Genomic DNA, 24,391 nt, shown 5'->3' on the forward strand with positions numbered 1-24,391 from the left:
GTGGGCAGCCGTACTTGTGATCGCCACCTCGATGGCTGCGCCACGACCGCGGCGCGTCAGGCGTCGGCGGCGGAGGTGACTGAATCGGCCTGACGAAGCCACTGGAGAACGCCCGAAATGTGCACGAGCGTGCGCGCGGCCGCCAGGTCCGGGTCACGCGCTTCGATGGCTCCGACGATCGCCTGGTGTTCGGTGATGGTCCTGGTGACCGCGTCCTCCTGGGTGAGGCCCCGCCAGATTCGCGCCCGTTCGGTCGGCATCGAGACCGAGTCGATCATCGACGCCAGGACGGAATTGCCTGTGCCGGCCGCGATGGCCGTGTGGAACGCGAGGTCGTGGCGGACGAGATCAGGCACGTCGGTGGTCGCTTTCGACTCCTGGACGATTCCGTGCAACTTGGTGATCTGGTCCTCCACCATCGTGCGAGCCGCCATCGCGGCCGCAGCGGGCTCCAGGATCCTGCGTACCTCCAAGAACTCGACCACTCCGGTGTCCTGCCGGAACTCGAGGAGGAAGTTGAGGGACTCGAGCAGGTCGTCGGTACTCATCCGCGACACATACGTCCCGTCGCCCTGGCGCACGTCGAGGATCCGGACGATGCTCAGTGCCCGGACCGCTTCACGCAACGAGTTCCGCGAGACGCCGATCGCCGTGGCGAGGTCGGCCTCGCGCGGGAGTCTGTCCCCGGGCGCGAGCTCGCCCGATCGGATCATGGACTTGATCTTCTTGATCGCGTCGTCTGTGACGGACACGGCATCTCCTTCGGTGCTCGGTTCTGCGAGTAGGTTACGGGCTGCAGGTCGATACCTCCGACGTTTGCGCAATCGTGGAGACGCCGGTGCTCGAACGGAGGCCCGTCGCCTGCGGGCGGTTGGCGACGTGAGCTAGATCCACAGTGTCGATCGGGCAGTGATGGGAGGTCTGTGCGGCTCCCGGACCTGAGTCGCTCGCAGACGATAGGTCCGCCCACCACGACATGGGTAGTGTGCGTCTCGCGCGACGCGTGCACTGCGACCTGGGCAGCAACGGGTCGAGACGCCAGCAATGCCGCCCGCGTGGCGCCCCCGCTGCTGTTCGCTCAGGTTGACGGGCCTCCCTAGGCGCGTGCTATACATCCGATGTCTAAACATCCGATGTTTCTCGTGCCATGCAGCAACGCGGCTCGGTACGAGGCACACCCCTCGGAGGTCACGCACCGCATGGCAACGATCAGCCGCCTCGAGGCCGGGGACGTGAGGTTCCCGACCTCGCGGCACCTGGACGGCTCGGACGCGATGAATCCCGATCCCGACTACTCGGCCGCCTATGTCGTCCTCGAGACCGACGAGTGGCTTCCGGGCGGAGAGCGGCTCACCGGCTACGGCCTCGTCTTCACCATCGGCCGAGGCAACGATGTCCAGACGGCCGCCATCGAGGCGCTCCGCGAGCACGTCGAGGGCCTCGACATCGACGAGCTGTGCGCAGACCTGGGCGGCTTCGCCCGGCGCCTGACCGGTGACTCGCAACTGCGGTGGCTGGGTCCGGAGAAGGGCGTCATGCACATGGCGATCGGGGGTGTGGTCAACGCCGCGTGGGATCTCGCCTCTCGGCGCGCCGGTAAGCCGTTGTGGCGATTCATCTCCGACATGACGCCGGAACAGCTTGTCGCATGCATCGACTGGCGATATCTCTCCGACGCTCTCACCCGTGAGGAGGCGCTCAAGCTCCTGGAGGAAGCCAACGAGGGCCGTGAGAGGCGCCGCGGCGACCTGGAGGCGCGAGGCTACCCCGCCTACACGACGTCGCCGGGATGGCTCGGCTACTCGGACGAGAAGCTCGCGTCGCTGTGCCGCGATGCGGTTGCCGGCGGCTACCGCACGATCAAGCTCAAGGTCGGCAACGATGTCGAGGACGACGTGCGCCGCCTGCGCATCGCCCGCGACGCGGTCGGTCCGGACGTGCGTCTCGCCGTGGACGCCAACCAGCGCTGGGACGTCGCGGACGCTGTGAAATGGCTGTCCGCACTCGGCGAGTTCGACCTCGCCTGGGTGGAGGAGCCGACGAGTCCCGACGACATCCTCGGGCATGCCGCCATCCGCGCGGCCGTTTCCACACCGGTCTCCACCGGGGAACACACGCAGAACCGCGTCGTCTTCAAACAGCTCATGCAGGCCGGCGCGGTGGATCTCATCCAGATCGACGCCACCCGCGTCGGGGGCGTCGACGAGAACCTCGCCATCCTGCTGCTCGCCCGTAAGTTCGAGATCCCCGTCTTTCCCCATGCGGGTGGCGTAGGCCTGTGCGAGTTGGTCCAGCATCTGGCGATGGCCGACTACGTCGCCATCTCTGGCTCCATGGAGGACCGAGCCGTCGAGTACGTCGACCACCTCCACGAGCACTTCACCGACCCGGTCCAGATCTCCGGAGGGCGCTACGTCGCTCCTACCGCGCCGGGCATGGGCGCCCGTATGAAGGATCGTTCGGTCGTCGACCACACCTATCCCGGCGGTTCCGTCTGGTGCGCCGACGCGCCCACCGCCGCGGGGACCGAGCTGGAAGGAGTCCTGTCATGAACGACTTCGACGGCCTCAGCGCCGTCGTGACCGGGGGCGCTTCGGGCATCGGACTGGCGACGGCACACCTCCTCGCAGCACGAGGCGCCGATGTCGCGGTCCTCGACCTTCCGCAGGCCGTCGCCGCCGGAGTGCCCGAACAGTTCGTCGGCCTGTCCGCTGACGTGGCCGACGACCGCTCCGTCCGTGCAGCAGTGGCGGCCGCTGCCGACCGGTTCGGGGGGATCGACGTCGTCGTCAACAACGCCGGCATCGGTGCACAGGGAACGATCGAGGACAACGCCGACACCGAGTGGGCCCGCGTCCTCGACGTCAATGTCGTCGGCATGGTCAGGGTTGCCCGCGCGGCGCTACCTCATCTGCGCCGCTCCTCCCACGCCGCCGTGGTCAACACCAGCTCCATCGCCGCAACCGCGGGACTGCCCCGGCGCGCCCTGTACTCGGCGGCCAAGGGCGCCGTCTACTCCCTCACCCTCGCCATGGCTGCCGACCACATCCGCGAAGGGATTCGAGTCAACTGCGTCAGTCCGGGCACGGCGGACACCCCATGGGTCGGTCGCCTGCTCGAGTCCGCACCCGACCCCATCGCCGAGCGGGCCGCCCTGGAAGACCGTCAACCGCACGGGCGCCTCGTCTCCGCCGACGAGGTCGCCTCCGCCATCGCCTACCTGGCGTCACCGCAGGCAGGCTCCACGACCGGCACATCCCTGGCCGTCGACGGCGGCATGCAGGGACTACGGCTGCGCCCTCGCACATGAGCGCGAGCCGCAGCGTTGCCGCTCCTCGAGGCTCTGCCTCGGACCACCCCTGATGACACCGCTGAAAGGACCAAAGATGATCCCCCGGAAGACCATGGCCGTCACAGCCACTCTGGCCCTCGCGCTGCTCACCGCCTGCGGCAACGACGGCTCCGACGACGGCTCCTCGCAGGCCGCGTCCATGTACACCTGGATCAGCAACGAGAGCGACCGCGCCCAGTGGGAGGCGTTCATCACGGCGGCGCAGGAGGAGGACCCCGAGTTCACGCTCGCGCTGGAGGGGCCCAGCTTCGCCGACTACTGGACCACCGTGCACACCCGCATCGGTGCTTCCGACGCCCCGTGCATCCTGACGACACAGGCCGCCCGGACCCAGGAGCTGGCGGACCTCCTCATACCGCTCGACGACCTGGCCGAGGAGCAAGGCCTCGACCTCAGCGCCTACAACGACGCGATGATGCAGGCGATGACTGTGGACGGCACCGTGCGGGCCGTCCCGTACGACGCCGAGCCCGTGGTCCTGTACTACAACAAGGACCTCTTTGCCGAGGCCGGACTGGAAGAGCCCGGGCTGGACTACACGCAGGAGCAGTTCCTCTCCGACGCCAAGGCTCTGACCGGTGATGGGCAGTACGGCGTCGCCGTCCCACCAGTCTTCACCGGAGGCCCCGGCATGCCCGTCGCCTTCGCCAACGGCAATGTGCCCGTCGAGAACGGTGAGCTCAATCTGACCGGCCCCCGCTTCGTCGAGGACATGCAGTGGGCGTTCGACCTCGTCGCCGAGCACGACGTCGCCAGTGCGCCGCAGTCCGGTGACGCCTCGGACGTCCATCTCCAAGAGTTCACCTCCGGCAATGCGGCCATGATCATCGACGGCCCGTGGTTCTACGAGACCCTGACATCGGAGACGGAGGGTGAGGTCGGCATCGCGGTCGTGCCCTCCGCCACCGGAGAGCCCCAAGGGATGATCCAGGGTTCGGGCTTCGGCATCTCGCAGACCTGCGACGACCCCGAGGCAGCCTTCGCCAACATCATGAAGATCACGACACCGGACGTCGTCGGCCAGGTCGGCCGCGAGCGGGGCACGGTGCCGTCGATCGCGGGCTCCGTCGACGCCTGGGCCGAGGGCAAGCCTGAGGAGGACGTCGCCGTCGTCGAGGCGCTGCTCGAGTCGGGCGTCGCGCTGGAGACGACGCCAACCTGGAACCAGCTGGAGACCGTCTTCTCTCAGCACTCCTCGAACGGGTACCGCGGCAACCGGACCGCCGAGGAGATCCTGACGACCATGCAGAACTCGGTGCGATGACGGCCACCGCCCCCGTCACGGCCGAGCGAGAACGGCCGACGCCGGAGCGTCCCGGGCGCCGTCGTGGCGCCGGCCGCAGCAGCGACGGCCGGCTCGCGCTGCGCTACCTCGCGCCGGGAATGACCGGGTTCCTGCTGTTCATCGTGCTGCCCCTGGCGGCGTCGTTGACCATCAGCCTCTTCGACTGGCCGCTGTTCGGCGCCGCGGAGTTCCTCGGGCTCGAGAACTACCGCGAGATGCTGACGTCCGATCCGATGTTCTGGAGGGTCCTCGGGAACACGGCGCTGTTCACGGTCACGTTCACCGCCCTGAACCTCGTCCTCGCGACAGCGCTGGCGGTCTGGCTGCAACGTCTGGGTTCGTGGGCGCCGTTCTTCCGCGTCCTGTTCTTCATCCCCGTCGTGGTCCCGATGGTGGCCAACGCCCTCGTCTGGCGGCTCATGCTCGACGACACCGGAGTCCTGAACTCCGCCCTCTCGGTCGTGGGGATCGATGGCCCCTCGTGGCTGGGCCAACCGCGCCTGGCCATGGTGTCTCTCGTCGCCATGTCGATCTGGCAGGGCATCGGCTACAACATCGTCGTGCTCAGCGCCGGCCTGGCCAACATCAGCCCTCTCGTGCTCGAGGCCGCGACGGTCGATGGCGCGACCGGCTGGAAACGGTTCTCGCGCGTGGTCTTCCCGCTGCTCTCCCCGTCGATCTTCTTCTGCACCATCATGACGGTCATCGGAGCGTTCAAGGTGTTCACGCAGCCCTACATGCTCACCAACGGCGGACCGGGCGAGGCGACCAGCACGCTCGTGCTCTACCTGTACCGCCAGGGCTTCTCCTACCACGACCTCGGCTACGCGTCCGCGCTGGCCTGGGTCCTCTTCGTCTTCGTCATGCTCGTCACGGCCCTGCAGTTCGCGGGGCAGAAGCGGTGGGTGAACTATGAGAGCTGAGACCGGAACTCGCGCCAGGCGGCCCGCCGGCCCGGGGTTGATCAGCAAGGTCGGGATCATCCTCGTGGGAATCGTGTTCTTCTTCCCATTCATCTGGATGTTCGCGAGCTCCCTGAAGCCGAGCCTCGAGGTGTTCTCCAGCGGCGGCAGCCTCCTGGGTTCACGACTGGAGTGGTCGAACTACTCCAGCGTCTGGACAGCCGTGCCGTTCGCACGAATCCTCGTCAACTCGTTCCTCGTCGCCGCGGCCGGCGCCCTCCTCGCCGTGACGGTCTCGCTGCTCTCCGCCTACGCGTTCTCGCGGCTGCAGTTCCGTTACCGAGACCGACTGTTCCTCGTCTTCCTCGGCACGCTCGTGCTGCCGCAGGAGGTGCTCGTCATCCCTCTCTACATCATGGCGAGCCGTGCCCAGATGGTCGACACCTACGCCGCGCTCATCCTGCCGTTCGCGTTCGGTGCCTTCGGCGCCTTCATGCTGCGTCAGTTCCTCCTCACCCTCCCGCGGGACTACGAGGAGGCGGCCCGGATCGACGGCGCGGGCCAGCTTCGGATCCTGGTGCACGTCATCGCGCCGCTGCTGCGCGCACCGCTCGCGGTGGTCGGGGCGTTCTTGTTCATCGAGTACTGGAACAGCTTCCTCTGGCCACTCATCGTCATCAACGACCAGGACATGGCGACGTTGCCGCTGGGACTGCAGATGTTCTCCGGCGAGCGGGGCACCGACTGGGGCCCGCTCATGGCCGCTGCCACGCTCGCCGTCGTACCCAGTCTCCTCATCGTCGTGGCCATGCAGAAGCAGCTCGCCAACGGCGTCAACCTCGGCGGCTTCGGCGGCCGCTGACCCGAAAGAGACACGATCAGACCGCGACGGAGGGACCGAACCGATGAATGACCGCGCCCGCTGGCAGGAGCTTCGCCGACCCACGCCCGAATGGTTCCGGAAGTCGCCCTTCGGCATCTTCATCCACTGGGGTGCCTACTCGGTACCCGCGTGGGCCGAGCCGACGGGTGAGCTGGGCACCGTGGTGGACGACCGAGAGTGGTTCACGCACAACGCCTACGCAGAGTGGTACTTCAACACCATCCGTATCGACGGCAGCCCCGCTCAGCGCCACCATCGGGAGGTCTACGGCGACGCCGACTACGACGACCTCCTTGACATGTGGAAGGCCGAGAACTTCGCCGCCGACGAGATGATGCAGCTCATCGCCGACGCGGGAGCTGACTACGTCGTCCCGACGACGAAGCACCATGACGGCATCGCCCTGTGGGACGCCCCGGAGACAGGAACGCGAAACACCGTGCACCGCGGCCCCCGCCGCGACCTGGTCGGCGAGATCGCGGAGGCCGCCAGGAGCAACGGGCTCCGCCTCGGCCTGTACTATTCCGGAGGACTGGACTGGCACTACCGTCCCATGCCGCCGCACGTCAGCGACGAGAGCGTCAACGACACCGGACGACCGAAGGACGCCGGGTACGCCCGGTACGCGTACCGACACTTCCGCGACCTGGTGGACAAGTTCGATCCGGACATCCTGTGGAACGACATCAACTGGCCCGACGCAGGCAAGCACTTCGGCGAGCACGGACTCGGTGAGCTGTTCGAGTACTTCTACGCCCGCAACGCCGACGGCCTGGTGAACGACCGGTACGGCGACACCCACCACGACTACGCCACCAGCGAGTACCAGTACATGCTGGACTCCGAGGCCGAGGAACAGTGGGAGAACTGCCGCGGGGTCGGCCTATCGTTCGGGTACAACCAGGTGGAGGGGCCCGAGCACTGCCTCGACGGACCGGCCATCGCGCGCCACCTCACCGACGTCGTCGCCCGCGGTGGGCACTTCCTCCTCAACATCGGCCCGAAGGCGGACGGGACCGTTCCGGACAACCAGCGTCGTGCGCTGGTCGAGATGGGACGGTGGATGAGCGTCGCCAAGCCTGCGCTCGCCGGCGCCGCGCCGTCCGACCTCGTCCTCGACGCGCAGGACGGATGGGTCCGCAGCGTCGACATCGACGGCGGAACCGTCGTCTTCGTCGACCGGCCCGACGGCGACGCCGGCACGGTCGTCGTCACCGGCACCGAGCGGCTCGACCTGTCAACCGTGGAGGAGTCGTGGGGGAGTGTCACCGCGCGCGATGACGGCTCCGTCGTCGTCGAGCTGGTAGCCGGGCGCCCCGGCCCCGCCGTGCTGAGGGCACGGTGAGCGACAGCATGCGTGTCGCGCTGCACCTGCGGGTCAAGGCCGGTCGCGAAGCGGAGTACGACGCCTCTCATCGCGAGGTCCCTGCCGAGCTCGTCCAGGCGATCCGCGACGCCGGGGTCAACGACTGGACCATCTGGCGTAGCGGTCAGGACCTGTTCCAGCTTATCGACTGCGACGACTACGCGGCGATGCTGGCGAAGCTCGAGGAGCTACCCGTCAATGTTGCCTGGCAGGTGCGGATGGCCGAGCTGCAAGAGGTCACCCACGACTATTCCGACGAGGGAGCCGGCGCCGGGCTGCCCGTGGTGTGGCACCTGAACGGGGACGGCTCGTGAACGTCGTCCTCGGCTGCGCCAGCTTCGGAGGCCTGTACCGGCCCAGCTCTGACGAGGAGGCTCACGCCGCCCTCGAGGCGGCGTGGGAGCGGGGGGTGCGCACCTTCGACACCGCACCGCACTACGGCGTGGGCCTGTCCGAGGAGCGGCTCGGCCGCTTTCTGCGGACGAAGCCCCGCGACGAGTTCACGCTCTCGACCAAGGTCGGTCGCCTCCTCGTCGACGATCCGGACGCGGTCGACGGCACGGACGAGTTCTACGGGACACCCGCTCGCTCGCGTCGTCGGGACTACTCCTCGGACGGTGTCCTCCGATCTCTCGAGGAATCCTTGTCGCGACTCGGGCTCGACCGAGTCGACGTCGCGCTGGTGCACGATCCCGAGGAGTTCATGGACCAGGCGATCGGGGAGGCCGTCCCGGCGCTGGCGCGGCTCCGGGACGAGGGCGTGATCCGTTCCTTCGGCGTCGGCACCAACGTCACCGCCACGGCAGAACGGTTCGCGAGCGAGACCGAGGCAGACACCATCATGATCGCCGGCCGCTACTCGTTGCTGGACCGACGGGCCGAGGACGGGTTGCTGCCGCTGTGCCAGGAACACGGTGTCCGCGTGCTGGTCGCGGCGGTGTTCAACTCGGGCCTGCTCGTCGATCCGCAGCCCGGTGCCCGCTTCAACTACGAGCCCGCTCCGGAGTGGCTCGTCGCGGCGGCGCGCCGCATGGCCGAGGCGTGCGAGCGACGCGCAGTACCGCTGCGAGCGGCCGCGCTGCAGGCCCCGGCCCGGCACCCCGCTGTGTCGTCGGTCGTCATCGGGGCCGGTCGGGCGACGTCGGTCCGGGACTCCTTCGACCAGTTGGAGGTCGCGATCCCGGAGGAGCTCTGGTCCGAGCTCGACGCGCTCGTACCGGACCAGGCGCGCCTGCCCTGAGCGGCACCGTCCCCTCTTGGGCTCAGGGGGCGGTGTCCGTAACCATCGACACCTGGCCGTGTGACGACCGGCAGGTCGCGGTCAAGACCGTCGGCCCGGCCCGGTTCGACCCTCGCCGGTGTTCGGCGGGCCCGAACGCGCCGGATCTGTGTCGTCCGCGGTGTCGAGCCGTCCGGGCGGTCCGCCGGGCATCCGGACGGCGAGCAGCGATCCCCCGACCATGATCACCGCGCCGACGCCGAAGGCGAGCGGGTAGGAGCCGTGCCCGGCGATCCAGCCCGCCGCCAGCGGGCCGATGATGGCACCGAGGTCGGTGATCATCGAGAACAGTGCGACGGGCGTGCCGGACCGTGCGCCGGCCGCGTCGCCGACCGCCGCCGGCGGTGCGGTGCTGAGGAAGGCCGCGCCCGCCCCGTAGACCGACAGCGCGATGGTCAGCACCCAGATGTTGGTGGCGAACGAGGCGCCGACGATCGCGCCGGCACCGACCAGGCCGGCCGCGATCATCGCCGGCCGGCGCCCGACGACGTCGACGAACCTGCCGGCCGGTCCCAGCAGCAGCGCCTGCACGACCGAGGAGACGGTGAAGGCCACCGCCGTCCAGGACGGCTCTCGGTGCAGCACCTCGACCACCATGATCGGCACGAGCGCGGACCGGACGCCGAACGAGGTCCAGCCCTGGCCGAGGCCGGCGACCGCCGCGGCCTGGAAACGCGGGTCGCGCAGCACCGCGCGCAGCGGCCGCACCTCGGCGGCGTCGGGGGAGCGGTGCCGGTCCGACGACCGCAGCACGACGATGCCGATCGCGCCGGCGACGACGAGCGCACCGGCGTAGAAGAAGAACGGTGCCCTGAGCGAGATCGCCGCGAGGAGCCCGCCGATCGCCGGGCCCGCCATGCCGCCGAGCAGGAAGCCGCCCATGTAGAAGCTGGAGGCGCGGCCGCGCAGATCGGGGGCGACCGTGTTGAGCAGCAAGGTCATGCCCGACACCGAGAACATCGCCGACCCGATGCCGCCGACACCGCGAAAGATCAGGAACTGCACGTAGCTCGCCGCCAGGGCGCTCGCCGCGGTCGAGACGGCGACGATCAGGATGCCGGCCACCAGGATCGGTTTCTCACCGGTCCTGCTCAGCAGCGGACCGACTCCCGGGGCGGCCACGAGCCGCGCGAAGGCGAAGGCCGAGACCACGGCCGAGGCCGCGAACGTCCCGACGCCGAAGCTCTTGGCGAACACCGGCAGGACGGGCAGCATCACCCCGAACCCGACGGCGACGGTGAACGAGATCGACGCGAGGACGAACACGCTGCGGGGGAGTGCGGTCCGACCGTGCATCAACCGCCGGAACGGTGCCGCCAAGTTCACGGGCTCATCCTGTCACCCGCGGGGCAGGGCCCGGACCCATGCACGGTGAGTCCTGCCACAGTGCCGCTCATCGACGAGACGTCGACCGGACGACGCGCACATCGTCACGCTCAGGAGGTCTGAAGCAACGACTCGACCCTCGGGCCGATCGCCTCAGCCATGAGGCGGTAACCCTCGGCGTCGGGATGCAGCCCGTCGTCCAGGCGGTCGGCACGCTCGAGAGGCAGGACGTCGAGCCCGTCGAGAAGGTGCAGGTTCTCGTCGCCGTGCTTGCGCAGGAGTCGGACCGCCTCGGCGACCTGGGAACGGATCTGCACCAAGGTGAGTCCTACCGCGTTCGGGGTCGTCTCTCGCTCCGGCGACCCGATCGGCGAGATCATCAGGATCGGCACGGTGGGCGAGGATTCCCGGACAGTGGTGACGAACCCGAGGATCGCGGGCAGCAACGAACGAGCGCTGAACGTGGCACTCCCGTAGATGTTGATCCCCACGCACATGGTCACGACGTCCGGGGCGAGGGCGCCGATCTCGTGGGCCACGAGCGGGTCGAGATGGCACTGGCCGCCGAACCCGAGGCACGTGAGGTCGAGGTCGAACCGGCGCGCCAAGAGTGCCGGCCACGTCTGCGCCGGCGAGGCCGCGGTACGGCACTGCGTGATCGAGCTTCCGTAGGTGACGAGGCGTCGTTGCGCGAGCGGGGGCGCCCGCCAGACCCGCGCGTCGTCGTCGACCGTCAGCTCCCGTAGGCGGAACTCACCGAACTGCGGGAGCCACACCTCGATCGACTCGTCGCCGGCGGGCAGGTCGTCGAGGACGAAGTCGCCCTGCGGCGTCACGCTCGCCGACGCGACCAGCTCATTCCCGACGACGGCGTCGACGCGTGCCTCGTCGGCGAGGCCTGCGACGGTGGCGCGGCCGACGACCGTTCGGGCATCCGTCCCGAGCCGGACGCGCACGCCGGCCTGCATCGCGGCACGCTGGGCCAGATCGCCGTCGGGGAAGAGGTCGATCCGCTCGTGCGGCAGGCGCCACCCACGGGTCCCGGACGGCGTGTGCTCGACGGAGATCACGCCATCCCAGGTCAGCCGGGCGTCGTCGCCGCGGATCCTCGTCATTGCGCGGTCGCCCGCTCCATCGCGGTGCTGGTGCGGCCCATGCTTCCCTCCCGGCAGCCGATCCAGAGCTCGTCCTCGACCCTAGCGGCGTACGGCGTCCCGAAGCCGCAGCGGGCCCGGGCCACAGGGCTCGAGGTGCACGCCCCGAGAGGTGCGCGAATAGTTGGGGCGATGGTCGAGGTGAGCATGCAGAAGGCGCCTGGAGGTGAAGGATGTTGGAACGAGACGTCGCGCCGGGCGTGCACCGGCTTGGGCATGCGAACGTCAACTGCTACCTGATCGAGGGCGATGGCGATCAGCTCACGCTCGTCGATGCCGGCCTACCGGCATTCTGGCCGTTGCTGGGACGAGCGCTGCGTGAGCTGGGCCGCCGGCCGGACGCCCTCGCGGCTCTGGTGCTCACCCATGCGCACTTCGATCACCTCGGGGTGGCGCGGCGGCTGCAGGACCGCTACGGGGTACCCGTCAGTGGGCACGAGAAGGAGCATGATCTCGCGAGGCACCCGTACCGGTACGCCCACGAGAACGTGCGCGGGATCTACCCCCTGCGCTACCCGCGTGCCGTTCCCATACTCGGCGCGATGACCAAGGCCGGGGCGTTGACGGTCAAGGGAGTCACCGGTGTGGCCTCCTTCGAAGGCGGAAGCGTGCTCGAGGTCCCGGGCCGCCCGCGGGTGGTCTTCAGCCCGGGTCATACGTTCGGGCACTGCGCTCTCCACCTGCCCGACCGCGACGCCCTGCTGAGCGGGGACGCGTTGGTTACCCTCGACCCGTACACCGCGCGCACCGGACCGCGCATCGTCGCTGGCGCCGCGACCGCCGACTCGGCCATGGCTCTGCGCTCCCTGGACGCGCTCGCCGCCACGCAGGCCCGAACGGTGCTGCCCGGCCACGGAGAGCCCTGGCACGGCGGAGCCGCAGCCGCGGCCTCCGAGGCGAGAGCTGCCGGTCCCGCGTAACCACAACGGCTTGGCGTCGCGTGCCACCCGTTCGAGCCCGGTGCGCGGGCCGGTTCGTGCCGGGGGGTAGGGCCGCGTCCGGCCCGGGAATTCACAACTGCGAGGAGGCAGCCACATGCCGCAGAGGGCGGACGAGCGGGACGAGGCTGACCGCGGCCGTCGCCGCAGCGCGTGGGGCGCGGCTCTCGTCGGCGTCGGGTCGATGGCCGCCGTCGACGAGATCGTCTTCCACCAGATCCTGTCGTGGCACCACTTCTACGATCGCGGAACGACGGAGATCGCCCTGCTGTCCGACGGCGTGCTGCACGCGGCGGAGCTCGTCGCGATGGTGGCCGGCTTCTTCGTGCTGGCCGACCTCGTCCGCGGCGCCCATCTGGTCCGTGTTGCGGCCTGGGGCGGGTTCCTGCTCGGCGCCGGAGGGTTCCAGATCTTCGACGGCACGGTGAACCACAAGGTCCTCTCGCTGCACGAGATCCGCTACGGCGTCGATCTGCTGCCCTACGACCTCGCCTGGAACCTCGCCGGGGTCGTGCTCCTCGTCGCCGGCGCCGTCCTCGTCCGGCGGTCTCGGCACGCCAACGGGAGGGCGCCGTGACGACGGCACCGGTCTGGGCCTCCGTGGTGGCCGCCGGGCTGGCCGGTGGGTATCTGGTCCTGCTGCGGCGCCGACCGACTGCTCTACGGACGTGGCCGACGTGGCGCACCGGGGCGTGGTTGACCGGTACGGCGGTCATCGCCGTCGGGCTCGTCCTGGCCGGCTCGGGCGCCGGCGATCACCGGGTGCACATGGCGGCGCACCTGGCACTCGGCATGTACGCACCGCTGGCACTCGTCCTCGGGGCGCCGGTACGGCTGCTGCTCGGCTCGCTGGGCCACGCGTCGCGGCTGCGCGTCACGGCGCTCCTCGCCAGCGGCGTCGTGCGTGCGCTATCGCACCCCGTCATGGCGGCGGTGCTGAACGTGGGCGGGATGTTCGTGCTGTACCTCAGTCCGCTGTACGCCGCGAGCGCCGAGCATGCCGGCCTCCATCTGCTCGTGATCGGGCACTTCATCCTCGCCGGGTACCTGTACACCTGGGCCATCGCCGGCCCGGACCCGGCGCCGCACCGCCCGTCCCTCGTGGTGCGCGCCGCCGTCCTCGTCGCCGCCGCCGGGGCCCACGCGTTCCTGGCCAAGTTGCTCTACGCCCGCGCCGGTGAGCTCGCGGGCGCGCACCCGGGCCATGGCACGGCCGCCGGCGCCGACGTGGTGGGGCTGGAGGCGGCCGCGCGGCTGATGTACTACGGCGGCGACGTCGCCGAGATCCTCCTTGCGCTGCTGCTCTTCGGCGTCTGGTATCGCCGCCGGGCCGGCCGTCACCAGGGGAGGGCGCCCTCGCGGTCGCGGTAGTGCCCGGTCGGGCCGGGTGAGCTGGTGGCCAGCTCGAAGATCGCGTCGGTGCCCTCGGTGATCGTCTGGGTGCCCTGGTGTCCGTTGAGGTCGGTGGCGGTGAAGCCCGGGTCGGCCAGGTTGAACCGGATCTCGGGGACGGCCTTGGCGTACTGGGTGGTGACCATGTTGAGGGCCGCCTTGGAGGACGGGTACATCAGGTGGTCGATGGTCGACTCGAGCCGTTCGGGATCCGTCACGATCGTCATGGACCCGTTGCCGCTGCTGACATTCACGACCCGCGGGTCGTGGCCGGCACGCAACAGGGGCAGGAACGCGTGCGTGACGCGCACCGGGCCGAGCACGTTGACCCCGAAGACGGGCAGGAAGTGCCGGGGCAGCGTCTCCGCGGGTGCGACCGGCTCGCCGATGACGCCGGCGTTGTTGATGAGGACGTCCAGCCGGTCGGTGCGCTCGCGGACAGCTTGGACGGCCGCGTCGACGGACTCGTCAGAGGTGACGTCCAGGGGCACGAAGGTGACGTCGGCGCCGTCGTCGGCGAGGCGCTCGGCCGCCTCGCGGCCGCGAACCTCGTCGCGCGCCCCGAGAAAGATCTGCCAGTCGAGCTCACCGAGACGGCGGGCGGTCTCGTAGCCCAGGCCCTTGTTGGCACCGGTGATGAGGACAGTGGTCGTGCTGCTGTGGGTGTTCTGCGTATCGCTCATGCCTCGACGATGCTTCCCGGCCAGGAACCTATCCAGAGAGGCCTGAGGCTGGGAGCGCCCGTCCCAGGATGTCCGGCGCGGAGAGGAGGAGACTGTCCGGCATGGATCGTCTCGAGCTCGCCCACGTCCTCAAGGCCGCGCGGGCGCGCATCGCGCCCGAGGAGGTCGGCCTGCCGACCGGATCTCGGCGGCGCGTGGTCGGCCTGCGCCGCGAAGAGGTGGCCCAGCTGGCCGGGGTGAGCGTCGACTACGTCGTCCGCCTCGAGCAGGGCCGTGGGTCGCGCCCGTCCACCCAGGTGCTGACGGCGCTGACCCGGGCCCTGCGGCTCGAGCGCGACGAGCGCGACCAGGTGTTCCGGCTCGCGGGCAGCTCGCCGCCGCTGGCGGGCCGGGTTGAGATGTCGATCCGGCCGAGCGTGCAGCGGCTGCTGCAGCGCTTCACCGACCTGCCGGCGATGGTGATCTCCGCGAAGGGGGACGTGCTGGCGCAGAATGACATGTCTCGGGCGTTGCTCGGGGACCTGAGCCGCTGGCCGGCGGGACAGCGCAACATCGTGTGGCAGCGGTTTCTCGGCGACGGCGGTCGTGTGGCGCTCACTCCGGAGGAGGACGAGGCGACGGCGCGGCAGTCGGTCGGATCGTTGCGCACCGCGCTCTCGCGCTACCCGGGTGACCAGGAGCTGCGCTCGCTGATCGACGAGCTGATGGCCGGCAGCGAGCGTTTCCGTCGGATGTGGGAGGAAGGTCGCTCAACGGTGTGGCGATCGATGCACAAGACGATCAACCACCCCGACGTCGGGCCCCTCGTCCTGGACTGCGACACCTTGCTGCTGCCGGACACCGACCAGTCGATGATCGTCTACTCGGCCGCCGCAGGCACGCGCGACGCCTCCGCCCTCGACATGCTGCGGGTCACCGGTATCGAACGGATGACGGTCAGCACCTAGCTCAACGACCGGCCGACCCATGCCGACACGTACCAAGCATGCAGTACTGGTTGTCGGCAGCACGCGTCTCGACGATCGATCTGAGATGTGGCAGGTACGTGCCATGGCAGGTTCCTGTCAGGCCGGACCGTGAGAAGTGCAAGAGAAATGCCCGGCGGCGGCGATAGAATTCGGGCCTGCGCATGCTGAACGTGCGCGCTGAGCTTGGTAGTGACGACGTCACGTGGAATTCACGCGCGATGCCTTGACCCATGACTCTGGTCGCACAAGAATGACTTTTGCCGCGCAGAGAGTGTGTGGCCCAGAAATGGAAAGCCGACTATCGGAGGTTTTTATGCCTGACCTACCCCTTGGCGACCTGCTCGGACTGGTTACGGGTCTGCTCCAGGCCCTGCTTGGCGGTCTGCCGCTCTGAGCGTCCACTGAACCCATCGACCGAGATCGCGCCGGATTCTGCAGGGGGACGGCGCGGTCTCGGTTGTTGGGTCGAGAAGAATGCTCAGTCGCGTCGTTGCCATGTGCGCTCGGCAATGGACGTCGTCGACCAAGCTGACACCGTCAACCCGTTCGAGCGGAACCAGAACCAGCAGGCAGGGAAGGCGGAAGCAGAATGCCCACGCACCCTGACATCGATCTCGTCGTGCTCGACGTCCTGGGCACCCTCGTCGACGAGCCCGGCGGGCTCCGCAGCAGCATCCGGGAGGTCGCTCCGGACGTCGGCAACGACCGCGTCGACGATCTCGTCGAGGTGTGGCAGAGCCACGTCGCCCACCAGCAACGGGAGATGCTCGACGGTCGGCGGCCCTACGCCAACAGCGACGTCGTCGACCGTGAAGCAGCTGAATTCGTGGCGACCCGGTGCGGCGTCACCCAGCCGGGCGACGCTGATCCGTCTCAACGCCCACGCCCGGCTGCGATGGCACTATCTGCTCTCGGCGGAGGACGCCCGAAGCTACAAACCGGCTCCTGACGTCTACAGGATCGCTGTCGAGCTCGCCGGAGGTGCACCCGAGCGCGTGCTCATGGTCGCCGCTCACGCCTGGGACCTCCGTGGCGCACAAGAAGTGGGCCTTCGCACCGCCTACGTCCAACGGCCGGTCGGAGACCCACCTCTCGCCAACGACTCGTTCGACTACCGGACGGCCGGCCTGGCCGAGCTGGCGGCGGCGATTCTCGAGCAGCGGGCTTGACTCACTGCTGGGCGCGCAGAGCAACTGTCTCCTCGGAGACATGCCGTGAGACCTACGGCTTGCTCGTCTCCGAAGCGGGATCCCTCCTCGGGTCGGCCAGGCCGCGCATCGTCTCGAGCAGGGTCGTGTACACGGCGTCCGGCTCCGATGGTGTCTCCCACGGCTCCTCGTCCCATTCCTGGGACGAGGCCTCGAGGTCCGCGGCAGGGGAGAAGAGCCACCAGACGTTGTGCCACGGGTCGATGAACCGGCTGATGTCGTAGCCGCCGTAGAACGGGGACGGCTCTGTGACGATCGCCGCGCCGCGACCGACCGCACGGCGCAGGGTCTCGGTCGCGTCGGCGACGTAGACCTGTGTGAAGGCGGGCGTGAACGGCCAGTCGGACTTCCGGTCCGCGAGCATGACGGTCGAGCTGCCGATCCGCACCTCGGCATGGATGAGGGTCCCGTCATCGGCGAAAAAGTCGGGGCTGCGGGCGTCGGTGTTCTCGGTGGCGTCGAAGACCTCGGTGAGGAAGGCGATGAGGTCCGCTGCGCCGTCGACGATGACGAAGTTGTTGACGGTGTTCTCTCCTGCGGGCTCGGGGCCCGTGTGCGATGTGTCATACAACCGACGTTAGAGACGGCTGCGGACACATACTGACCGCAATCAAGAAACCTTTGCCGGACAGGTTCCGGGTGTCGAGGCGCCAGGAGAAGTCGTAGAGCTCCTCGCCACTTTCAACATATAGCTCACCGGGGGGCTTGCCGCAAGACCCCCGTGCTGCCGCAGAATCACCGCCGTAGCCAGAAATGGCGGAAGGCCCGAGATTCGAGATGAACGCGCCCTCTCCGCTGTCGGCCGACGGCGCGCCGAGCAGCTGGCTGCGACGTGACCTCAGCGAATGGACGACTCATGATTGACGTGATCATCGCCGGCGGCGGACCGACCGGCGCGATGTTGGCCGGCGAGCTGCGGCTGCACGGCGCGGACGTGCTCGTGCTGGAGAAGGCGGCGGAGCCGACCAGCCACGTCCGGTCGCTCGGCCTGCATGTGCGCAGCATCGAGGTGATGGACCAGCGCGGTCTGCTGGAGCGGTTCTTGGCGCACGGCCGGCGGTACGCGCTCAGCGAGTACCCCCACAGTTTCGCTGCCATCGACAAGCCGTGGCCCGGCGGGCTGGACACGGCGCATCCTTACATCCTCGCCATCCCGCAGCCCGTCACCGAGCGTCTGCTGGCCGAGCATGCCGTCGAGGTCGGCGCCGAGATCAGGCGCGGAGCTGAGCTGACCGGGCTGAGGCAGGACGAGGGCGGGGTGACCGTCGAGCTGGCCGACGGCACGCATCTGCGCTCGCGCTACCTCGTCGGCTGCGACGGCGGCCGCAGCGCGGTGCGCAAGCTCCTCGGCGTGGGCTTTCCCGGCGAGCCGGCCAAGGCCGAGTGGCTGCTGGGCGAGATGGAGCTGACCGCGGATCCGGAGAGGCTGGCGGCCGTGGTGACCGAGGTCCGCAAGACCCAGAAGGGCTTCGGCGTCGGACCTTCCGGGGAGGGCGTGTTCCGCGCCGTCGTGCCCGCGGCAGGGGTGGCGCAGGACCGCACGACCGGGCCCACCCTCGAGGAATTCAAGCAGCAACTGCGGGCTTTCGCCGGCACCGACTTCGGCGTGCACTCGCCGCGCTGGATCTCCCGGTTCGGCGACGCCACCCGGCAGGCCGAGCGGTACCGGGTCGGCCGGGTGCTGCTGGCCGGCGACGCGGCGCACGTCCACCCGCCGCTGGGCGGTCAGGGCCTCAACCTCGGCATTCAGGACGCGTTCAACCTCGGCTGGAAGCTGGCCGCCGAGGTGGGCGGCCGGGCACCGCAGGGGCTGCTGGACAGCTACGAGACCGAACGGCACCCGGTGGCCGCCGATGTCCTCGACAACACACGCGTGCAGAGCGAGCTGATGTCCACCGAGCCGGGTCCCCAGGCCGTTCGCCGGCTCGTGTCGGAGCTGATGGACTTCGAGGACGTGAACCGGCACTTGATCGAGAAGATCACCGCGATCGGCATCCGCTACGACGTCGACGAACGGGTCGGCGACGGGCACGAGCTGCTCGGCCGGCGCCTGCGCGACGTGAAGCTGGAGCGAGGGCGCCTCTACGAGCTGATGCACGGCGGCCGCGGGCTCCTCCTCGACCAGACCGGCCGGCTCTCGGTGGAGGGCTGGACCGATCGGGTCGACCACGTCGTCGACGTCAGTGCGGAGCTGGACGCCCCCGCCGTGCTGCTGCGGCCGGACGGTTACGTGGTGTGGGTCGGTCAGGACCAGCAGGACCTGCTCGACCACCTACCGAGGTGGTTCGGCGCCGCCGTCGCCTAGCGGGCGGCACCGGACCGCGCGTGCACCTGCGTCATCGGTTCAGAGCTGCTGGCGCACCCCCGCCTCGCGAGCGATGCCCTCGACCTGTGTCTCCAGATCGTCCTGCAACGGCTTGACCCCGGCTCCCCGGCGCAGAACCGGTAGCTGGATCGGGTGATCGGCTTCTTCGAGCTCGAAGCCGAGTGCTGCGTACAGGGCCAGGAAGGCGAGAAGCAGTCCGAGACCACCGGCGGCGACCTCCCACCCGCCGACACCGGTGAGTTCGGCGACGCCCGTCACGGCGAAACGGACCCCCGAGCCGACGACGACCGCCGCCGCGAGGGGTTTTCCGTGCCCCGCCGCGGCCGGCACCATGACCGCTACCGCCGCAGTCAGCAGCAGCACGCCCAGGGCGGGGCTTGATGCGCCAGGCGGCGAGGTGAGCGTGGACACTGCGAGCATGGCCCAGACTCCGGAGACCATGGCCATCCCGGTGCCGGCGATCGGGTCACGGGCGCCGAAGCCCACGATTGCGGAGAACAGCTGCAGCGGCACCGTCAGCACCAGGACGGCCAGAGCGACGGTGCTCTCCTCACCGGTGCTGAGGATGCCCAGCTGCAGACAGCTGAAACCTGTTGTGGCTATGGCCAGCGACATGAAGGCCAGTGGCAGGGGGTTGCCGGTGGGGCGGAGGACGATCCGGGTCATGTGGAGCTCTTCGCTGCGCTCGCGCGGCTCCTTGGTGGCTTCGCTCATTCCCGTACCGCAGCACGTTAACGGTCGGTCCACAACGCGGTGCGGGAATTGCACTCCTTTCCCACCGGACCGGGGAATACCGCCGACCCGCTCAGCCCGAGCTCACCGGTGACCGCATGTCCGATCGCGGCGTGCTCGTCACGCGGCTGCCGGCTCGGCCGCCGCCTCACGCCGCCGGACCAGCTGGCCGTCCGGGCCCTCGAAGGTCCTGCCCCAGCCGGTCGCCACCGCCACGATCATCACGACGGTCAGGCACAGCGGGTACCAGGCCGCACCGAAGAGCTGGGTGGTCGAGAGCGCGGGCGCGCTCTCGTGCCCGTCGGTGAGCAGCGCGCCGATGAACAGGAAGGCGCTGAACACCGGGACGACGCAGGACACGCCCATCGCGAAGCAGTCCATCACGTTCGTGCGACGGTAGGGATGCAGGCCTTGCCGCGCGCCGATCTCGTCGGCGACCGGACCGAAGGTGAGCATCGAGGCCGAGTTCACGCCGCCGAAGAGTACCGTCGTGGCACTGATGCCCAGTCCGATGGCGGTCTCCGCGCCGCGGGGCGTGCCGGCCAGCCGGCCCCGGGCGAGCCCGTCGACGATCCGGTCCAGGACGCCACCGGCCCGCAGGACGCCCATGATCCCGAAGACGGCGATCACCAGGCAGACCGTCGGCAGCAGGGCGGAGACCCCGGCCACGAGGTAGCCCGTCGGAGCTCCGTCGCTCACGCCGATCACTCCCGACGGCTCCAGCAGGCCCGTGGCCAGCGCCGTCGCGGTCCCCAGCACGAGCCCGACCGTCACGGCCTTGAAGATATCCCGGCTGAAGAAGGCGACCAGCACCATCACCGCCATGGGCGCCAACATCACCAGGCCGAGCGGGTTCGCGCTCTCGGCCAGCAGGGCCTCGTCGACCGGGCCGGACCCGCCCGCGCCCCCGAGCATCAGGTACCCGAGCGCACACAACGCCGCGGCGACCAGGGCGTACCGGGCCCGACTGGTGACCACACCGCCGATGTCGGCGGCACCGTCGCGCCGACGGAAGCGCTGCGTGGACGCCGAGATGATCGTGGTGTCCGAGATCGGGGCCAGGTTGTCACCGAAGATCGCGCCGGAGACGATCGCGCCGGCGAGCAACGTGGGATCCGCCCCGAGCAGCACGCCGGCCGGATAGAAGATCGGGAACGCCGTGAACATCGTGCCGATCGAGGACCCGGTCGCCATCGCGACGACGCAGCAGGTCAGAAACGTGAACAGGGTCAGCAGCGAGCCGCTGAGCCCGGCCAGCTCGGCGATCCACACGAATCCGCCGGAGACGTCCGAGTCCTTGATGAGCTGGGCGAGCATCCCGACGATGAGCAGCACCACGACGATCGAGACCGAGGTCGGGCTCCCGATCCCCGACATGACGGCGTCCCAGTACCTCGAGTACCCGCGCGCCAGCAGCGCCCCGACGAGGAGGGCGAGGAAGCCGCCCGTGGCCAACGCCGTCATGTCGAAGGCGTCCAGCACCACGAAGTACAGGACGCAGAAAGCCAGGAAGATCGCGACCGGGACGAATGCCATCGTCCACCCGCCGCGGAAGGTCAGCGCGGGTCCATCGCTCATCGGGTTCACCTCACCTCGTGGGACAACCGGCCGCGCCTCGACGAGCGGCGGTGCTCCGGAACCGTACACACGCCGGCGCATGCGCGAAGATCGTGAGCACGATGTGGACGGCGGACGGTGCCGCCGTCCGTGCACGCGGCGACACCTTCGCTTTGCGCCCCGCGCCCCGCCTGGTGCAAGGTGGCGGCCTTGGTGCAGGGTGGCCGCGACGACCGCGGGCTGGTGGATGCGCGGACCGGAGGAGCCCGATGAGCGAGCGGCGGACCGAGCTGTACGACCTGCGAGTCGTGGTGGACCGGATCGAGGGGCGCTCGGTGTGCGGGATGCGCCCCGGCGACTCGTTCGAGGTGACGTGCTCGAGCCGCCTGTCCATCCCCGACGGCGGTCACGTGTGCCTCTACGCGCTCTCCGCGGTCCTGCCGCTGCTGCCTGCCGCGCAGCGCGCCGTCGACCCCGGTGACTGGCTCGCCACCGACAACGAGGTCGCCTGCCCGGACCCGGAGGAGCGGCTCATCATGCGCATCGAGCGCACGGGGAGAAGCAGCACCCCCACGGACGAGCTCACGTGAGGGGGCGGCTGAGCGTCGCCCTGCAGTCCGACAAGGCCGCCGCCGAGTATGCGGCACTGGCTTCGGCCGTGGAGGGGCACGGGTTCGACGGCCTGTCGGTCTACTCCGACCTCGGCTTCCAGCCGCCCATGGTGCCGCTGATGGTGGCGGCCGGCGTGACGAGCCGGCTGCGGCTCGGACCGTCCTGCCTGAACCCCTACCTGCTGCACCCCGTGGAGATCGCCGGGCAGATCGCCGCCCTCGACGAGGCCTCCGGCGGGCGCGCCTACCTCGGCCTGTCCCGCGGCTCGTGGCTCCAGCAGGTCGGCGTGCGGCAGGACCGGCCGCTGGCGCACCTGAAGGACACCGTCGAGATCGTCCGCCGGCTACTCACCGGCGACGACTCCGGCTACGCCGGCACGGTCTTCTCGCTCGAGCCCGGTTTCCGGCTGCAGTACGCACCCGTGCGGCCCGCCGTGGACGTGCTGCTCGGCGTGTGGGGACCTCGGGGCGCGGCGCTGGCGGGACGATGCGCGGACGAGGTGAAGATCGGCGGGTCGGCGAATCCCGACATGGTGGGGCAGATGCGCAGCTGGCTGGACGAGTCGTCGGTGGCGGCCGGGCGCGGAGCCGGCGCGGTGGGCGTCACCGCCGGCGCGGTCACCGTGGTGGACAGCGACGGTGACGCCGCGCGCGCCCTGGCCCGCAGGGAGGTGGCGATGTACGTGGACGTCGTGGCGGCCCTCGACCCGACCGTGCAGATCGACGAAGACCGCCTGGCGCGGCTCCGAGCGCTGCTCGCCCAGGGTCGCCCCGACGACGCCGGGGCCCTGCTCGACGACGACCTGCTCGACCGGTTCGCCATGGCCGGCACGCCGGAACAGCTGGTCGGGCACGCGATGCGGCTGTTCGACGCCGGCGCGAGCCGGGTGGAGTTCGGTACGCCCCACGGCCTGACCGGCGCCGGGGGGATCGCGCTGCTCGGCTCGTCGGTGCTGCCCGCCGTCCGCACGGAGCTGTCCCGCGCCTGAGGTGCGGCCATGGCCCAGGGTGTGTCGCGATGCGCACTTCAGCGGTGTGTTCGGCCGCGACACGGGTAGCCGGCAGGCGAGTTCGATGGTGCCGTTGCGCTCTGACGCCGCTGCGACCATGGGTCGATGACGACTGATGACTGTATCTTCTGCCGGATCGCCGCCGGGGAGCTCGACGCCTCGATCGTGCTCGAGTCCGCGACGGTCATGGCGATCATGGACGTGGACCCGGTTGTTGCTGGCCACGTCCTCGTGCTGCCCAAGGCGCATCTGCCGCGCCTGGCGGATCTCGGTGACGATCTCGCCGCCGAGATGTTCGCTGTCGCTCGATCGGTGGCAGCGGCCCTGCGGGGGTCGTCACTGCGGTGCGAGGGCATCAACTTGTTCTATGCCGACGGGGAGGCTGCCTTCCAAGAGGTGTTCCACTCCCACCTGCACGTCTTCCCGCGCTATGCCGGTGACGGCTTCGCGATCAGTGCCAGGTGGGGCTCGAACCCCCAACGCTCAGAGCTCGACGCAGATGCCGCGGCTATCCGCGCCGGACTGGGACAGGTGTCCTGACGAGTTCGGAGGCAGCGAAGAATGGCGGCCGGGACGGCTCCGCCGCGGTAGACGGTGGCGAGCACCCAAGTTCGGGAGACACGCCCTCGTGCCTCCGTGGCTGCTCAGGCCCCGTTGGCCGCCCGGCGCCGGTCGATGAGCCGGTCGCGCGCGGCGGTCAGGTGGGCGGAGAGGTCGTGCGCGACCCGGTCGACGTCGCCGTCGTCGATCGCCTGCAGGATGGCGGCATGCTCCGCGGCCACGGTGGTGGGTCGCGCCGTGCGATGGGCCTGGAACTGGCCCATGGTCAGGTGCACCTCGCCCATGATCAGCTCGTGCATGCGGGACAGCCGTTTGCTGCCCACGGCATCGACCAGCGCGGCGTGGAAGGCGATGTCCGCCTCGACCTGCTCCTCGAACACCATCGACTCGGCCGCCCGCTCGACGCCCTCCTGGGCACGGCGCGCCTCGGCGGGCACCGCCGCGTCCTCGGCCAGTCGCACGACGGCGGCGGACTCGATGGCACCACGGGTGAAGTACAGGTCGAGGATCTCCTGCTCGTCGAACTCGGGGACCGTGGCGCTGCGGTGCGCGCTCCGGCGCAGCAGCCCCGCCGCCGTGAGGCGCTCGAGGCAGGCCTTGGCGGTGGTCCGCGCGACCTTGTAGTCGCTGGACAGCCGCGCCTCGGTCACCTTCTCGCCCGGACCGAGGTCCCCGTTGATGATGCGCTTGCGCATCGACTCGTACAGCGCGTCGATCATGGAGGACGGCGCCAGGGTGTACCTCGGTTCGGTATCGGTCATGCACACACCCTACCGAACTGACTGATTGTTAGACAAGGACACGTGTAAGACTTGACTGACAATCTGGTGCATGGAAGAGTCCTCGACACACCAGCCC

General features: G+C 69.7%; 25 protein-coding genes and 1 pseudogene. 17 read left to right on the forward strand and 9 right to left on the reverse strand.

What is annotated here, in order from left to right; all coding sequences use genetic code 11:
- Window positions 1-56: 56 nt before the first annotated feature.
- Complete coding sequence (locus tag ABD907_RS18270) at window positions 57-752, reverse strand: FadR/GntR family transcriptional regulator (protein WP_345218171.1); 696 nt, start codon at window positions 750-752, stop codon at window positions 57-59.
- A 447-nt stretch (window positions 753-1,199) separates the two neighbouring features.
- On the opposite strand from ABD907_RS18270, the gene ABD907_RS18275 reads away from it, so the two are divergent.
- The 8 genes from ABD907_RS18275 to ABD907_RS18310 all read left to right on the forward strand — a co-directional run bounded on the left by ABD907_RS18275 (window position 1,200) and on the right by ABD907_RS18310 (window position 9,028).
- A complete protein-coding gene (locus ABD907_RS18275; RefSeq protein WP_345218174.1) occupies window positions 1,200-2,552 on the forward strand; it encodes an enolase C-terminal domain-like protein in 1,353 nt (450 codons plus the stop codon).
- Window positions 2,549-3,310 (forward strand): SDR family NAD(P)-dependent oxidoreductase, encoded by a 762-nt coding sequence (locus ABD907_RS18280; protein WP_345218177.1) that lies wholly within the window; start codon window positions 2,549-2,551, stop codon window positions 3,308-3,310. The genes ABD907_RS18275 and ABD907_RS18280 overlap by 4 nt, the downstream gene beginning before the upstream one ends.
- A 76-nt stretch (window positions 3,311-3,386) precedes the next feature.
- Window positions 3,387-4,616 (forward strand): ABC transporter substrate-binding protein, encoded by a 1,230-nt coding sequence (locus tag ABD907_RS18285; RefSeq protein ID WP_345218180.1) that lies wholly within the window; start codon window positions 3,387-3,389, stop codon window positions 4,614-4,616.
- Window positions 4,613-5,560, forward strand: a complete 948-nt coding sequence (locus ABD907_RS18290; RefSeq protein ID WP_345218182.1) for a carbohydrate ABC transporter permease — start codon at window positions 4,613-4,615, stop codon at window positions 5,558-5,560. The genes ABD907_RS18285 and ABD907_RS18290 overlap by 4 nt, the downstream gene beginning before the upstream one ends.
- Window positions 5,550-6,401, forward strand: a complete 852-nt coding sequence (locus ABD907_RS18295; RefSeq protein ID WP_345218185.1) for a carbohydrate ABC transporter permease — start codon at window positions 5,550-5,552, stop codon at window positions 6,399-6,401. The genes ABD907_RS18290 and ABD907_RS18295 overlap by 11 nt, the downstream gene beginning before the upstream one ends.
- 43 nt (window positions 6,402-6,444) lie before the next feature.
- Window positions 6,445-7,767, forward strand: a complete 1,323-nt coding sequence (locus tag ABD907_RS18300; RefSeq protein WP_345218187.1) for an alpha-L-fucosidase — start codon at window positions 6,445-6,447, stop codon at window positions 7,765-7,767.
- 8 nt (window positions 7,768-7,775) lie between these two features.
- On the forward strand, window positions 7,776-8,102 hold the full coding sequence (locus tag ABD907_RS18305) for an L-rhamnose mutarotase (protein WP_486334135.1): 327 nt from the start codon (window positions 7,776-7,778) through the stop codon (window positions 8,100-8,102).
- Window positions 8,099-9,028 (forward strand): aldo/keto reductase, encoded by a 930-nt coding sequence (locus ABD907_RS18310; RefSeq protein WP_345218191.1) that lies wholly within the window; start codon window positions 8,099-8,101, stop codon window positions 9,026-9,028. Before ABD907_RS18305 ends, ABD907_RS18310 begins: the two co-directional genes overlap by 4 nt.
- A gap of 81 nt (window positions 9,029-9,109) precedes the next feature.
- Here the strand turns inward: ABD907_RS18310 and ABD907_RS18315 are convergent, their stop codons facing one another.
- Both ABD907_RS18315 and ABD907_RS18320 read right to left on the reverse strand, forming a co-directional pair.
- A complete protein-coding gene (locus ABD907_RS18315) occupies window positions 9,110-10,393 on the reverse strand; it encodes an MFS transporter (protein ID WP_345218193.1) in 1,284 nt (427 codons plus the stop codon).
- 110 nt (window positions 10,394-10,503) lie between these two features.
- Window positions 10,504-11,508: a GDSL-type esterase/lipase family protein gene (locus ABD907_RS18320; protein WP_345218197.1), complete on the reverse strand. Its 1,005-nt coding sequence runs from the start codon at window positions 11,506-11,508 to the stop codon at window positions 10,504-10,506.
- 212 nt (window positions 11,509-11,720) lie between these two features.
- Here ABD907_RS18320 and ABD907_RS18325 point away from each other — a divergent pair, with 212 nt between their 5' ends.
- From ABD907_RS18325 to ABD907_RS18335, 3 genes are all read left to right on the forward strand, one after another.
- Window positions 11,721-12,467: an MBL fold metallo-hydrolase gene (locus ABD907_RS18325; RefSeq protein WP_345218198.1), complete on the forward strand. Its 747-nt coding sequence runs from the start codon at window positions 11,721-11,723 to the stop codon at window positions 12,465-12,467.
- A 115-nt stretch (window positions 12,468-12,582) separates the two neighbouring features.
- A complete protein-coding gene (locus ABD907_RS18330) occupies window positions 12,583-13,062 on the forward strand; it encodes a DUF2243 domain-containing protein (RefSeq protein ID WP_345218200.1) in 480 nt (159 codons plus the stop codon).
- Window positions 13,059-13,856: a cytochrome c oxidase assembly protein gene (locus tag ABD907_RS18335; RefSeq protein WP_345218202.1), complete on the forward strand. Its 798-nt coding sequence runs from the start codon at window positions 13,059-13,061 to the stop codon at window positions 13,854-13,856. Before ABD907_RS18330 ends, ABD907_RS18335 begins: the two co-directional genes overlap by 4 nt.
- Here the strand turns inward: ABD907_RS18335 and ABD907_RS18340 are convergent.
- Window positions 13,823-14,560: an SDR family NAD(P)-dependent oxidoreductase gene (locus ABD907_RS18340; protein ID WP_345218205.1), complete on the reverse strand. Its 738-nt coding sequence runs from the start codon at window positions 14,558-14,560 to the stop codon at window positions 13,823-13,825. The genes ABD907_RS18335 and ABD907_RS18340 overlap by 34 nt on opposite strands.
- Before the next feature lie 101 nt (window positions 14,561-14,661).
- Between ABD907_RS18340 and ABD907_RS18345 the strand changes: the two genes are divergently transcribed.
- Complete coding sequence (locus ABD907_RS18345) at window positions 14,662-15,507, forward strand: helix-turn-helix transcriptional regulator (RefSeq protein ID WP_345218206.1); 846 nt, start codon at window positions 14,662-14,664, stop codon at window positions 15,505-15,507.
- 499 nt (window positions 15,508-16,006) lie between these two features.
- On the opposite strand, the gene ABD907_RS18350 is transcribed toward ABD907_RS18345, so the two are convergent.
- Window positions 16,007-16,270, reverse strand: a complete 264-nt coding sequence (locus ABD907_RS18350) for a hypothetical protein (protein ID WP_345218208.1) — start codon at window positions 16,268-16,270, stop codon at window positions 16,007-16,009.
- On the opposite strand from ABD907_RS18350, the pseudogene ABD907_RS18355 reads away from it, so the two are divergent.
- Window positions 16,160-16,697, forward strand: a pseudogene (locus ABD907_RS18355) (HAD-IA family hydrolase). The gene ABD907_RS18350 and the pseudogene ABD907_RS18355 sit on opposite strands and share 111 nt — an antisense overlap.
- A 52-nt stretch (window positions 16,698-16,749) precedes the next feature.
- Here the strand turns inward: ABD907_RS18355 and ABD907_RS18360 are convergent.
- Complete coding sequence (locus ABD907_RS18360; protein ID WP_345218213.1) at window positions 16,750-17,307, reverse strand: VOC family protein; 558 nt, start codon at window positions 17,305-17,307, stop codon at window positions 16,750-16,752.
- A 285-nt stretch (window positions 17,308-17,592) separates the two neighbouring features.
- Between ABD907_RS18360 and rox the strand changes: the two genes are divergently transcribed.
- Window positions 17,593-19,041 carry a rifampin monooxygenase gene (gene rox / locus ABD907_RS18365; protein WP_345218215.1) on the forward strand — a complete coding sequence of 483 codons (1,449 nt, stop codon included), beginning with the start codon at window positions 17,593-17,595 and terminating at the stop codon, window positions 19,039-19,041.
- 39 nt (window positions 19,042-19,080) lie between these two features.
- On the opposite strand, the gene ABD907_RS18370 is transcribed toward rox, so the two are convergent.
- Window positions 19,081-19,776, reverse strand: a complete 696-nt coding sequence (locus ABD907_RS18370) for a hypothetical protein (RefSeq protein WP_345218217.1) — start codon at window positions 19,774-19,776, stop codon at window positions 19,081-19,083.
- 138 nt (window positions 19,777-19,914) lie between these two features.
- Window positions 19,915-21,372, reverse strand: a complete 1,458-nt coding sequence (locus ABD907_RS18375; RefSeq protein WP_345218220.1) for a Na+/H+ antiporter NhaC family protein — start codon at window positions 21,370-21,372, stop codon at window positions 19,915-19,917.
- Between the two features lie 248 nt (window positions 21,373-21,620).
- Here ABD907_RS18375 and ABD907_RS18380 point away from each other — a divergent pair, with 248 nt between their 5' ends.
- The 3 genes from ABD907_RS18380 to ABD907_RS18390 all read left to right on the forward strand — a co-directional run bounded on the left by ABD907_RS18380 (window position 21,621) and on the right by ABD907_RS18390 (window position 23,512).
- Window positions 21,621-21,941: a TIGR04076 family protein gene (locus tag ABD907_RS18380; protein ID WP_345218222.1), complete on the forward strand. Its 321-nt coding sequence runs from the start codon at window positions 21,621-21,623 to the stop codon at window positions 21,939-21,941.
- Window positions 21,938-22,951, forward strand: a complete 1,014-nt coding sequence (locus ABD907_RS18385; RefSeq protein WP_345218224.1) for an LLM class flavin-dependent oxidoreductase — start codon at window positions 21,938-21,940, stop codon at window positions 22,949-22,951. Before ABD907_RS18380 ends, ABD907_RS18385 begins: the two co-directional genes overlap by 4 nt.
- A gap of 126 nt (window positions 22,952-23,077) precedes the next feature.
- Complete coding sequence (locus ABD907_RS18390) at window positions 23,078-23,512, forward strand: HIT family protein (protein ID WP_345218225.1); 435 nt, start codon at window positions 23,078-23,080, stop codon at window positions 23,510-23,512.
- Between the two features lie 104 nt (window positions 23,513-23,616).
- Here ABD907_RS18390 and ABD907_RS18395 read toward each other — a convergent pair whose 3' ends face one another.
- Window positions 23,617-24,294 carry a GntR family transcriptional regulator gene (locus ABD907_RS18395; RefSeq protein ID WP_345218227.1) on the reverse strand — a complete coding sequence of 226 codons (678 nt, stop codon included), beginning with the start codon at window positions 24,292-24,294 and terminating at the stop codon, window positions 23,617-23,619.
- Window positions 24,295-24,391 lie beyond the last annotated feature (97 nt).

It is taken from the genome of Georgenia halophila, from assembly GCF_039541595.1.

Excerpts from the sequence above, each read along its gene's own strand:
- ABD907_RS18275 (WP_345218174.1), top strand. The coding sequence starts at position 1,200 with ATGGCAACGATCAGCCGCCTCGAGGCCGGGGACGTGAGGTTCCCGACC.
- ABD907_RS18280 (WP_345218177.1), top strand. The coding sequence starts at position 2,549 with ATGAACGACTTCGACGGCCTCAGCGCCGTCGTGACCGGGGGCGCTTCG.
- ABD907_RS18285 (WP_345218180.1), top strand. The coding sequence starts at position 3,387 with ATGATCCCCCGGAAGACCATGGCCGTCACAGCCACTCTGGCCCTCGCG.
- ABD907_RS18290 (WP_345218182.1), top strand. The coding sequence starts at position 4,613 with ATGACGGCCACCGCCCCCGTCACGGCCGAGCGAGAACGGCCGACGCCG.
- ABD907_RS18295 (WP_345218185.1), top strand. The coding sequence starts at position 5,550 with ATGAGAGCTGAGACCGGAACTCGCGCCAGGCGGCCCGCCGGCCCGGGG.
- ABD907_RS18300 (WP_345218187.1), top strand. The coding sequence starts at position 6,445 with ATGAATGACCGCGCCCGCTGGCAGGAGCTTCGCCGACCCACGCCCGAA.
- ABD907_RS18305 (WP_486334135.1), top strand. The coding sequence starts at position 7,776 with ATGCGTGTCGCGCTGCACCTGCGGGTCAAGGCCGGTCGCGAAGCGGAG.
- ABD907_RS18320 (WP_345218197.1), bottom strand. The coding sequence starts at position 11,508 with ATGACGAGGATCCGCGGCGACGACGCCCGGCTGACCTGGGATGGCGTG.
- ABD907_RS18325 (WP_345218198.1), top strand. The coding sequence starts at position 11,721 with ATGTTGGAACGAGACGTCGCGCCGGGCGTGCACCGGCTTGGGCATGCG.
- ABD907_RS18330 (WP_345218200.1), top strand. The coding sequence starts at position 12,583 with ATGCCGCAGAGGGCGGACGAGCGGGACGAGGCTGACCGCGGCCGTCGC.
- ABD907_RS18340 (WP_345218205.1), bottom strand. The coding sequence starts at position 14,560 with ATGAGCGATACGCAGAACACCCACAGCAGCACGACCACTGTCCTCATC.
- ABD907_RS18345 (WP_345218206.1), top strand. The coding sequence starts at position 14,662 with ATGGATCGTCTCGAGCTCGCCCACGTCCTCAAGGCCGCGCGGGCGCGC.
- rox (WP_345218215.1), top strand. The coding sequence starts at position 17,593 with ATGATTGACGTGATCATCGCCGGCGGCGGACCGACCGGCGCGATGTTG.
- ABD907_RS18370 (WP_345218217.1), bottom strand. The coding sequence starts at position 19,776 with ATGAGCGAAGCCACCAAGGAGCCGCGCGAGCGCAGCGAAGAGCTCCAC.
- ABD907_RS18375 (WP_345218220.1), bottom strand. The coding sequence starts at position 21,372 with ATGAGCGATGGACCCGCGCTGACCTTCCGCGGCGGGTGGACGATGGCA.
- ABD907_RS18380 (WP_345218222.1), top strand. The coding sequence starts at position 21,621 with ATGAGCGAGCGGCGGACCGAGCTGTACGACCTGCGAGTCGTGGTGGAC.
- ABD907_RS18390 (WP_345218225.1), top strand. The coding sequence starts at position 23,078 with ATGACGACTGATGACTGTATCTTCTGCCGGATCGCCGCCGGGGAGCTC.
- ABD907_RS18395 (WP_345218227.1), bottom strand. The coding sequence starts at position 24,294 with ATGACCGATACCGAACCGAGGTACACCCTGGCGCCGTCCTCCATGATC.